Genomic DNA, 10,830 nt, shown 5'->3' on the forward strand with positions numbered 1-10,830 from the left:
TCCTCCTTATGCTTTATGCCCGCCGATCTGCTGGTTGCGCTTGATCGTCGTCGCACCTTCGACAAGATTAGTCCCTTTCAGTACGGCATTCTTGCCATATTTCCGTTTGATCTCTAAAATCGCCTGCTGCACCTGCTTTTCTTTTTCCAGCTCCTGACTTTCCTGACGACGCTGGCGCAGAATCGCTTCCGTATCGCTGAACAAATCAAACTGCTCAACAAATTCAACGCCGTCCAGCTCACTTTCCTGACGCAGATGATTAGCCGTGACGCCGATCCGGCGGATCAGCAGGGAATCATCCACAATCCGATCGAACAGCGCTAGCATCGCATCCACAATCATTTTGCCGGAAGCACAGGGGCGAGACAGATGCGTCATCCCATGGGCTGACTTGGGTACTTCCCGTCCGATCCTATCTTTCTTGACCGGCCCGTGATAATGCTGCCGGCGCTCGGGATCGCGTAAATTCACAACATCATAGCCTACATAGAGTCCGACCTGATCCGTGACCACTCCCTTATCCACTAAATCCAAGGCCAACAGATCCGTCATCTCCCGCACGATCAGCCGGGCTTTTTCCGTCGGATAAGGACAAGGCAGCACCTGTCCGCTGCCCAGACTGCGGGAACTTGGTTTATAGGCTTTGATATCGGCGATCGTACATGGCTCCCAACCCCAAGCATGATCAATCAGCAGCTCGGCATTGACGCCAAACAGCTGATACAACAAAGTTTCACTGCGGAATTGATTGGGATCTGCCAGCGAACAGCGAGCAATATCCCCCATTGTCATCAACCCGTGGGCTTCCAGTTTTTTCGCATATCCCCGGCCGACCCGCCAGAAATCAGTCAATGGACGATGGGTCCAGCATTGCCGGCGGTAGCTCATCTCGTCAAGCTCCGCAATGCGCGTTCCGTCCTGATCGGCTTCAACATGCTTGGAAACGATATCCATCGCCACCTTGGCCAGATACAGATTCGTGCCGATCCCCACCGTTGCGGTAATACCCGTTGTCCGCAGCACATCCAAGACGATCTTTTTCGCCAGTTCCCGGCCGCTCAGACCTAACGGCTTCAAATAAGCGCTGACATCCATAAACACCTCGTCAATGGAATAAACATGAATATCCTGAGGTGAAACATAATTTAAATAGAGCTGATAAATCTGCCGGCTGACTTCCATATACCGCGCCATCCGCGGTGAGGCGGCAATATAGGAAACTGCCAGCTGAGGCGAGCGATTCAATGCTTCCGCATCCCAAGAGGAATCGACCAGCTTTCCTTGTGGTGCCTGAAGACGCCGCTGATTGTTGACCGCTGCGACTTTCTGATTGACCTCGAATAAGCGCGGACGGCCAGCCAGACCGAGTTTTTTCATGGAAGGAGAGATTGCCAGACAAATTGTTTTTTCCGTTCGGCTTTCATCGGCGACAGCTAGATGCGTCGTCAGCGGATCCAGTCCTCGATCTGCACATTCCACTGACGCGTAGAACGATTTCAGATCAATCGCCAGAATCACACGATCCTGCATTTCCATCTTCGCGCCTCCTTTTCTTTCTTGCTTGGCTTTCTTGATTGCTGATGTTTTAGTTTAAGTTCATTATACTTGAGAATTGAATTATTTTCAAGTTACACTGCAATTTATTCAATTCCTCCTTTTTAGTCTTCACTTTCCCTGCCGAGAAATACAAAAAAACGTCCGCAAAGGACGTTTATGAATGCAATATCAACGTGGCAGAAAGCAGCTTGACCAAAGACAGATAGCGGCGCCGGCTGAACGTTTCATTCAGCGAACAAAACTTATCCGCCAGACACACAACAACGCTCTCCCGATAGCGCGGAGGAATCGGAACCAGCGGAAACATGTGACGGGCAATAATGTTGCGTTCCACAAGGTTCAGATCGAAATCCTGCGCCGCATTGCGCAGCGCTGTACCAGGATGCGTAAAACCATGCATTCCATATTCTTTGTGCGGCTGATGCCAGTCATAAAGAAAATAGTCGTGCAGCAGGGCTCCCCGCACCAGACTGCTTTGATCGCAGTTCAGCTTCCATTTCTGATCCAGCATCAGGCTGTAATAAGCCACGGCAATCGCATGATCCAGTGTCGTCGTATCGCCATGCTGAATATAGCCGCGCATCGACTGAACCTTTTCCCGCTTCAATGTCGCCTGCGCATATTCTTTTAACAGCTCAATCAGCTCCGTTTGCTTTTCCTCAATTTTCAATCTTGCTTCACCCATTCTTTTTGTCCTAATTATAATCAAGGACGCCGGAAAAGCAAGCGTTTCTCACGCTTTAAAATTTTCCAGGCCGGCGGTTTTAGTGTATGACGGCTTCAATTCGCCTATTCCGGAAGCAGAAAGCCGGACAGCGGAAAGCTCAGTGTGATCGCCGTGCCCTGTCCGGGCTGTGACTGAGCCTGAATGCCGATGTTCATCTTATCGCACAGCTGTTTGACCAGATATAACCCCATCCCCGTAGACTTGGCTACCTGCCGGCCGTTATCTCCGGTAAAGCCCTTATCAAAGATTCGCGGCAGATCCCGGGCGCTGATCCCGCAGCCGTTGTCTTCAATCGTCAGTATCACCTGATTTTCAAAGGCTTCCGCCTGAAACCGCAGAACTGGTTTTTCAGAATTCCGATATTTAACCGCATTGGTGACAATCTGACCAAGGATGAAATCAATCCACTTCACATCGGTATAGACAATATGCTCCAGGTTTTCCCGCTGAATCGAAAATTGACGGGAAATCAGGGTCTTCGCGTGATTCTTGATCGTCTGATTGACAATCTGATCGAGCGAACAGCGCCGGATCACATAATCCTTTTCCACGACGGCGGAGCGGGTATAAAATAACGCTTGTTCGACATACTGATCGATCCGGTCGATTTCCTCTTCCAGCGAGCGCGTCACCGGATCCGAATGATTTTCAATGATCAGCTTTGAGGAAGCGATCGGTGTTTTGACTTCATGCACCCAGGTTTCAATATATCGGCTGTAATCCTCATTGCGCCGGCGGTATTCCGCGATGGTGTCGTTCATCGACTTGCTGACGGAACGAAACAGCTGCGTCAGCTTCTGGCCTTCGACGAAGTTGGGTGATTCTATGATTTCAGAGAGATAGTATTTTTCTTCAAGCTGATCCAACAGCTGAAACATCTGGTCAAAAAACATCTTCTTGCGATAAAATTCAACCCCCAGCGTCACACCGGACAGCGTCAGATACAGAAAAGCCAGAAATCCCAAGGCAAAGCCGCTGACTCTTAACAGCCGCAGCATGACGCCCGCAAAAAGCATAAAGATCACCTGACAAAGCAAAAACATCCAGCGGTCTTGAAGAAATTCTTTCAGCGTCATATCCGATACCCCAAACCGCGCTTGGTTGACAGATAATCAGGACTGACCCCAATGCTTTCCAGCTTACGCCGCAGACGGTTGATATTGACGGTCAGCGTGTTGTCATCCACAAATTCCTCTGACTGCCACAGATCGGTCATGATTTCATCGCGACTGACAATCGTTCCCTGTTTGCGCATCAGCAGCCACAGAATCCGGATTTCATTTTTTGTCAGCTCGACACTTTGATGCTCATGCATCACACAGCCCTTGCTGAGATCCAGCGTCACCCCGTTGACTTCCAATAGACGGCCCTGATCCTGCGGATAAGCGCGCTTTAAGACAGCTTGAATGTGCGCCAGCAGAATCTGCACATTATAAGGTTTGGTGATGAAGTCATCCGCGCCCAGGCTCATGCTCATCAGTTCATCGAGATCGCTGCTGCGGCTGGTAACCATCAGAACCGGGATTGAAGACTGCTGGCGGATGGAACGGCAGATCATATATCCATCCATTTCCGGCAGATTGATATCCAGCAGAACCAAATGCGGCTGGATTTGCAGAATCTGGTGATCGACTTCATGAAAATCATCCAACACCATAGCCTCATAGCCATACCGATTCAACAAGTTCTGCAGCTCGACCCGAATCTTTTCCTCATCCTCGACAATTAGAATTTTAAACATACCGGACCCTCCTCCATTAGTTTTATTATACACCACGCTGAATTCCTGTTGCCATGGCTTTTCATCCATCTAACAAAACTGTTAGGTTATCCCATTCTATTCCATTTTTCCATATCCGGAAATCCTGTCTGAATCCGCAGCCCGCCAGCTTACACGCAAAATAAAAAGCCCTCTGCCGAAGACTTTATTTAACCACATTGAACTGTGGACTGATTGAAAATGGTGCACCGAACGGGACTTGAACCCGTACGAATAAATCACACGCCCCTCAAACGTGCGCGTCTGCCTATTCCGCCACCGGTGCATTGCTTAACTATTATAGCAAAGATCTTTTCAAAAAGAAAGAATTTTTATTGGCAACTGAATCCCTTTCTGCTTGCAAAAACTAAAGAAAACAACCCGATGGGGAAAATGAAAAACGCGGCCGGTTTCAGCCGCGATGAAATGTTTATTCTCTGAAACGCTTCCCTGGTCGTTCATTCCACCTAGGGTAATCAAAAACTAACGCAAATTTCCAGACGCCTTTTTCCGAATCAAGGCATCCAAGGTCCTCATCAACAGATCTGGATCAATCGGCTTGGCCAGGTGCGCGTTCATGCCGGCCGCCAAACTTTTGGCAATATCATCATCAAAAGCATTGGCCGTCATCGCAATGATCGGAATCTCTGCCGCATCAAAACGCGGTGACTGACGGATTTGCGCAGCAGCGGTTAAACCATCCATCACCGGCATGCGGATGTCCATCAAAACTGCGGCATAATCATTTTCGGCAGAGGCACGATAAAACTGCAGCGCCTGTTCGCCGTTTTCTGCTGTATCTACAGTAAACCCTTTATCCTGCAGAAGCATGACCGCCACCTCGGTATTGATGAGATTGTCTTCGGCCAATAACAGCCGCAGTCCGGTAAAGTCCAGCTGCTCTAAATCCTGCTCAGACGCTTCTGTTTCCAACTGCAGCGCTGTCTGGCAATCTTGTTGGACAGTTTGCGAAGTCATGCCTAAGCGAACCTCGACGACAAACTGCGTTCCCTGCCCTTTCTCAGACTGAACGCTGATATGACCATCCATCAGATCCACAATACTTTTGGAAATTGCCAGCCCTAAGCCGCTGCCGCCATACGCTGCGGTCGTTCCGGTAGATTCTTGGGAAAATGGCTCAAACAAATGCGGCAAAAACTCCGGCTTGATTCCGACTCCAGTATCAGAGATGACAAACTGAACCATGGCATTGTCTTTTTTCTGCTGAACCTGACGGGCTGTCATGACCACTTGTCCGCCCGGCGGTGTAAACTTGACAGCGTTGCTTAAAATATTCACCAGAACCTGCTGGAGCTTCATCGAATCTCCCATGTATTCCATATGAAGTGAAGGTTCAACAGTACATTGATAGGTTACCCCCTTCGCCGCAGCCTGCCCTGCGCCTAGGGTACTGACACTGTTGATCAGTTTCTGGGTCTGAAGGATACCATTGCTTAAAAGCAGCTTTCCGCTTTCAATTCGGCTCATATCCAGGATATCATTAATTAATCCCAGCAGGAATTTTGAAGACAGCTGAATTTTTTCGATGCATTCCTTCATTCTGGCTGGATCGTGTATGGATTGAGCAGCGACTGCACTCATACCCAAAATCGCATTCATCGGGGTGCGGATCTCATGCGACATCCGCGAAAGGAAATCGGTTTTGGCCGCATTGGCCTGCTGAGCGGCATTGAGGGCAGCCGCCAGCTCCGCTTTCTGCATTTGTTCCTGACGTACGACCTCGGTCACATCACTGCGTGTTACGCATAAACGGTCCAAGCGCCGATCAAGATAAAAGACTTTGTAAAGCTTGACCCGTGTCTGTCCCTGATCATCCAACATTTCAATTGAAAAGGTATACGACTCCTGATCCGCCAGCTGGCTTTTCATTGTTTCCAGGTTCAGCTGACGATGATACTCCGCCGCAAACTCCGGTTTTACATAATCCTGTGCCAGCTGTTCAATGGCCTGCGGCAGCTGCTTCCCAATCGGAATAATCGGTTCATTGGATGTGTGAATCTTCAATGTCTGCGATGCGGCATCGATTTCCGCAATGATATCGTAATTCAGGCTGACGATCTGGTCCAGCAGCTGTTCCTGCAGCTTCTTCTCTGTAATATCCAGAGTGTAAAAGAAAACGATCAGTTCCGAGGTTTCCGGATTCATGCAGGAATGAAATGTCGTATGACTCCAAAACGCCCCATCGCGCGTGCTGCGCAGAAATTCAAAATGATATTCTGTTTTGCCGACGGTGTAATCAGCAAGCACCTGACTTCGCTGCATCTGTTCGGCAATGTGCAGACCGATCTCTGTCTCCATTGCTGAACGGGCAAACTGATCAATCACTTGATCATAGCTGTCGCCAACCTGGGCAACCGCGTAATTGGCTGTCGTCAGATAGCTTTCCAAAACATTCTGTGTCAGATTCAGCCGGCCCTGGCCGCTTTGATTGCCGCTGGCGGCTTCTACGAAATATCGAAGTTCCCTTTCGTAGAGTTCCTTTTCCCGGCGCCGCTGTTGTTTCTCTTCAGTAATATCGATGAACACGCAGTCAAAATACGGCTGATTGTTCTCAACAAACAGCTGAGCTTTCACGGAAACCCATTTGACTTTACCGTGTTTCGTCCGCAGACGATTTTCAATGTGAATCGCTTCCCCCTGCTTTATCTGTTCATGCAGCCGCTGAGTGACCTCCGGCAGATCCTCAGGTTCCATGATCGCGGCCAGCTTGTTGCCCAGAGCGGCAAACTCAGTGCGGGTATACCCGATAAAATCAAACAAACCGTCATTCGCGCTGACAACACTCAGCGCAGAGTCATAACGGCAGCGGAAGACAGCACCGGGAATGTTGTTGTAAAGCCGCATCACTTCTTCCTGTGCCCGAACCTGAGCTGTGATATCGTAGCACACTGAGGAGATGGCCGGACAGCCATTCTCAGCCAGAATCCGGCGGCCTAAATCATGGACCCAGATGTACGTACCATCCTGACGCTTCATCCGATATTCCACCGTGTATTCATGCCCCTTTTCCAACTGGACGCCCACTTCTTTATCGACCCGCGTTCGATCATCCGGATGCATGCAGTTGATGATCTTTCCTTGAATATCCGCAACAAATTCTGCTTCATCCTTATATCCCAGATAATCCAGCATCTGCCGATTGATGTAATAAAACGGGAAATCCTCTGCCAGATATCCGCCCATCATTCCGCCCGGCAGCGTTTCATTCAACAATTCTTCCCGCTGGCGATGCAGCCGTTCTGTCACCAGAGACTGAGGATAAGACCGCTGTCCTTTCTGACTGCGGCCAGGCTCGGCAAAATGCAGGCTCTGAATCTTCCATTGTTCCCCCTGGCAGCACAAGATAAAAAACCCCCGCAGATGCCCGGCACATTGGGAGTTTTGAAGAATGATCTCAGTAAAAACCGTACCTAAAGCCGGCTGCAGAAGACGGCAGTTTATCGAAGGAAACGTCACAGAAAAAGATGTATTTAATGCCCGAATATCCGCTGTTAAATAAGCCCGCATGGCTTCCAGGCCGCAGGCCGCCTCCTGTTGGGCTGTTCCAATGTATTGAATATCTGAGCAGAGATATTCAAGCGTTTTTTCCACATTTCGCGCTTCAAACCAGGCTTTGCAGAACTGTTCAACTACATTTTGACATGTTTGTTCCCGATCCCCCATAGATTGGCTTCCTCCCATAAACAACAGCGATTCTGACATCCGCCTTTCGCCCATTTCAGCGCGCTGTCAGCCCGAACCAGCATTTCATCCAGGGTTTCGCTCAAATCCCACATCGCAATCCCAGCGGATACTGTCAGTGGAACATCCTGATTCCACTTTACTTCAATGAAGGCCTGGCTTAAATCCCGTCCCTTTTTTAAAACGGCTTCCTTGTATGCAGCCTTTTTCATAATCACGATGAACTCATCCTGACCCAAGCGGGCGGCAATATCGCTTTGACGGAAATGGGAACGCAGCAGACGGCTGAACTGGCAAATTCGCTGGTCCCCTTGATCCCGACCGAGCTGATTATTCACCTTTTTCAGATTATCCAAATCAAACAGAAACAGGGCCAACGGTGCATCATCCTGACGCAGCGACTGACAAACTGCATACAATCCCCGCCGGTTTAACAGACCTGTTAAATCATCCCGATTGGCTTCCTCTCTTAACAGCTGTTCCTGCCGCCGCAGAACATTTAAACTCTGGGTCCGCTGCACGCGTTTCCACAAGCTCATCGGTGTATGCGGCTTCCCTGCAAAATCATCCGCACCGATATTCAAGGCTGTTTCTTCCAGCTGCTCGTCCCAGCAGCCGGTCGCGATGATCGGAACATCCCGCACCTCAATCCGATGCTGGAGCTTTTGCAGCACTTCAATTCCGGCAGGCTCCTTTAAATCCAGACTTAAAATAATCAGCCGAATCTGACTGGCATACGTATCCAGGCAAGTTAAAACACTTTGACCGTCGCTGACACACTGAACCTGATACTGCTGGCTCAGGATGCCGCGCATCGCCTGACAATAGCGAACATCCCCATCCGCTAACAAAAGCATCGGTTTTTGCTGATCAGCAATTCTTGCCGTGTCATCCTGAACGGTCTTTCCGATTTGTTTCTGGTGCTGAAGCAGCAGCTTTTCAAATTCATCGCAAGGCATGGGACGGGCAAAATAATAACCCTGCACATAATCACAGCCGGTTTCCCGCAGCCGTTCCAGCTGCTCCCGGGTTTCCACGCCCTCAGCGATCACGCTCAGGTTCATCCACCGCGCCAAACTCATAATAAAGCGCAGAATTCCCTGATTGGTCGGCTTTGCCGTTTCATTCTGAATAAATTTCATATCCAGCTTCAAAATATCGAGCGGCAGCTGATTCAGCATGTTCAGCGAGGAATATCCGCTGCCAAAATCATCCATTTCGATCACAAAGCCCAGCGTCCGCAGCTGCTGCACCGTTGCGATGATCTGTCCGGGATTTTCCGTATAGGCACTTTCTGTGATTTCCAGATGCAAGCGGGAAGGCTGCAGCTCATATTTCGTCAGCGTCCGCGTTAAAAATTCGATCAGATCGCTGTTGTAGATATCGGCTCGGGACACATTGACGGAGACGGAAATCTGCGGATAACCCGCCTCATCCCAACGCCGCAGCGTCGCGCAGGTCTGATCCCAGACATACTGATCCAGCTTCGTAATAAACCCATTTCGTTCAAACAGCGGAATGAATTCAGCCGGGGACTGAAATCCCCATTTCGGATGGTTCCAGCGAACCAGCGCTTCCGCACCAACCAGCTGATCATCCTTGATCTGAAACTTCGGCTGCAGATAAATGACAAACTGCTTTTCTTCCAGAGCCGCTTCCATACTGTCGGTAATCGCCTGTTCCCGCAACAGCTTGTTGCGCAGCGTATCATCATAAGCCGCAACATAGATATTGTACTGGCCCTTGATCCGGCGCACGGCAAGCAAGGCCCGATCGCACATCTGTTCCACCGAGACCTGCTTATCGCGGATTACATAAACGCCCCATTTCACAACGACGTTCTGCATGTTTGCCAGCGTGTTGATTTCCGAATTGGCATGAATAAAATAGTCCTGCGAATACGCCGGCGGACGGCGAATGAGACAGGCAAACTGATCCGCGCTCAGTCTTCCGCAGATGCCGTATTCCGCAATTTTCTCCTGGATCATTTCAGCGACACTGACCAGCAGCTGATCGCCGGCAGGCACGCCTAAAATATCATTGATCAGCTTAAAATTCTCAATATTGGAACAAAGCATGTCATATTCCTGTTCGGGATGAGCCTGCAGCTCTTCCCGCACCCGGCGGTAAAAGAACTCCTTGCTGTAAAGACCGGTCAGCCGATCATAGCGAAACTGATTGACCATTGCGGCGTTTTCCCGCAGACTGATGATGCTGGCAACACGGTGCAGAATGATCTGCGGCCGATACGGCTTAGCCACAAAATCCGTTGCCCCATGCGACAACGCGGCAACTTCATCCGCTTCATTATCATTCTGAGTGGCAACAATCACCGGAATCGAGGAGATGGAAGGATCGTTTTTCAAAATCGACAAAAAAGTGTAGCCATCCATCACCGGCATCACGATATCTAATAAAATCAATGAAATGTTATCTTTCTGATCATTCAGTACTTTCAGCGCTTCCAAACCATTTTCCGCTTCCAGCACTTTATACTCCGGCTCTAAAATTGCGCAAAGCATGGCTCGGTTAATTTCATTATCTTCCACAACTAAGATTATTTTCTGTGAAACCATTATTGTTACCTCGCTTCATCCGTTAATCTTGGACTGTCGCCAGAAACCGAAATCCATTGTAATTTTTAGATTTCCAAGTCAGTTGTCTGAAATCACTAAAAGATTTTCTGCGTACTCTGATCTTTCGTTGCTTTAATTCTAGCATAGGGGGCGGGGAACCGCAATCTCTTTCCAAATTGAAACCTGTTCGCTTTCAGCCTTCTTTTATCCTCTGCCAAAGTGTGACACAGAACTGGAGGGTTTTCTTTTTTAGCTTGCAAAAGCTTTATTTTCTACCGTTTTTCCTTTCATTAAAGCAGTCTGCTTTGAAATCCAATCTGTCAATTCCCTATCCTTATGAAAGCGATGACCTAACTTGACCTGAAATTTTCCATCAAACAGAAAAGACTGGCATGCACCAGTCCATCCTGTTCAGATGCGGGTCAGGTCCGCAAAGCTTTAGCGCAGCATCAGCCTGCTGCCTTGATGCAGAATATCCGTAATCAGGTTCAGCATTGGATTGTATTGAT

At 49.1% G+C, this 10,830-nt stretch carries 6 protein-coding genes and 1 tRNA gene; all 7 read right to left on the reverse strand.

The features are described 5' to 3' along the window. Nucleotides 1-6 precede the first annotated feature (6 nt). Nucleotides 7-1,536, reverse strand: a complete 1,530-nt coding sequence (locus tag BN162_RS08440) for a Y-family DNA polymerase (protein ID WP_020224653.1) — start codon at nt 1,534-1,536, stop codon at nt 7-9. A gap of 175 nt (nt 1,537-1,711) precedes the next feature. Further along, a complete protein-coding gene (locus BN162_RS08445; RefSeq protein ID WP_020224654.1) occupies nt 1,712-2,242 on the reverse strand; it encodes an HD domain-containing protein in 531 nt (176 codons plus the stop codon). A 104-nt stretch (nt 2,243-2,346) separates the two neighbouring features. Then, entirely contained in the window at nt 2,347-3,360 is a 1,014-nt protein-coding gene (locus BN162_RS08450; protein ID WP_020224655.1) for a sensor histidine kinase, read from the reverse strand. Next, nucleotides 3,357-4,025: a response regulator transcription factor gene (locus BN162_RS08455; protein ID WP_020224656.1), complete on the reverse strand. Its 669-nt coding sequence runs from the start codon at nt 4,023-4,025 to the stop codon at nt 3,357-3,359. The genes BN162_RS08450 and BN162_RS08455 overlap by 4 nt, the downstream gene beginning before the upstream one ends. 220 nt (nt 4,026-4,245) lie before the next feature. Further along, a tRNA-Leu gene (locus BN162_RS08460) sits at nt 4,246-4,329 on the reverse strand. Nucleotides 4,330-4,526: 197 nt separating this feature from the next. After that, nucleotides 4,527-7,727 carry a PAS domain-containing protein gene (locus tag BN162_RS08465; RefSeq protein ID WP_020224658.1) on the reverse strand — a complete coding sequence of 1,067 codons (3,201 nt, stop codon included), beginning with the start codon at nt 7,725-7,727 and terminating at the stop codon, nt 4,527-4,529. Beyond that, nucleotides 7,694-10,321, reverse strand: coding sequence for an EAL domain-containing protein (locus BN162_RS08470; protein ID WP_020224659.1), 2,628 nt, complete (start codon nt 10,319-10,321; stop codon nt 7,694-7,696). Before BN162_RS08470 ends, BN162_RS08465 begins: the two co-directional genes overlap by 34 nt. Nucleotides 10,322-10,830 lie beyond the last annotated feature (509 nt).

Origin of the sequence: Holdemania massiliensis AP2 (assembly GCF_000327285.1) — a bacterium.
Lineage (GTDB): Bacteria > Bacillota_I > Bacilli_A > Erysipelotrichales > Erysipelotrichaceae > Holdemania > Holdemania massiliensis.

Coding starts and splice junctions, on each gene's coding strand:
- BN162_RS08440 (WP_020224653.1), bottom strand. CDS start 1,536: ATGGAAATGCAGGATCGTGTGATTCTGGCGATTGATCTGAAATCGTTC.
- BN162_RS08445 (WP_020224654.1), bottom strand. CDS start 2,242: ATGGGTGAAGCAAGATTGAAAATTGAGGAAAAGCAAACGGAGCTGATT.
- BN162_RS08450 (WP_020224655.1), bottom strand. CDS start 3,360: ATGACGCTGAAAGAATTTCTTCAAGACCGCTGGATGTTTTTGCTTTGT.
- BN162_RS08455 (WP_020224656.1), bottom strand. CDS start 4,025: ATGTTTAAAATTCTAATTGTCGAGGATGAGGAAAAGATTCGGGTCGAG.
- BN162_RS08465 (WP_020224658.1), bottom strand. CDS start 7,727: ATGGGGGATCGGGAACAAACATGTCAAAATGTAGTTGAACAGTTCTGC.
- BN162_RS08470 (WP_020224659.1), bottom strand. CDS start 10,321: ATGGTTTCACAGAAAATAATCTTAGTTGTGGAAGATAATGAAATTAAC.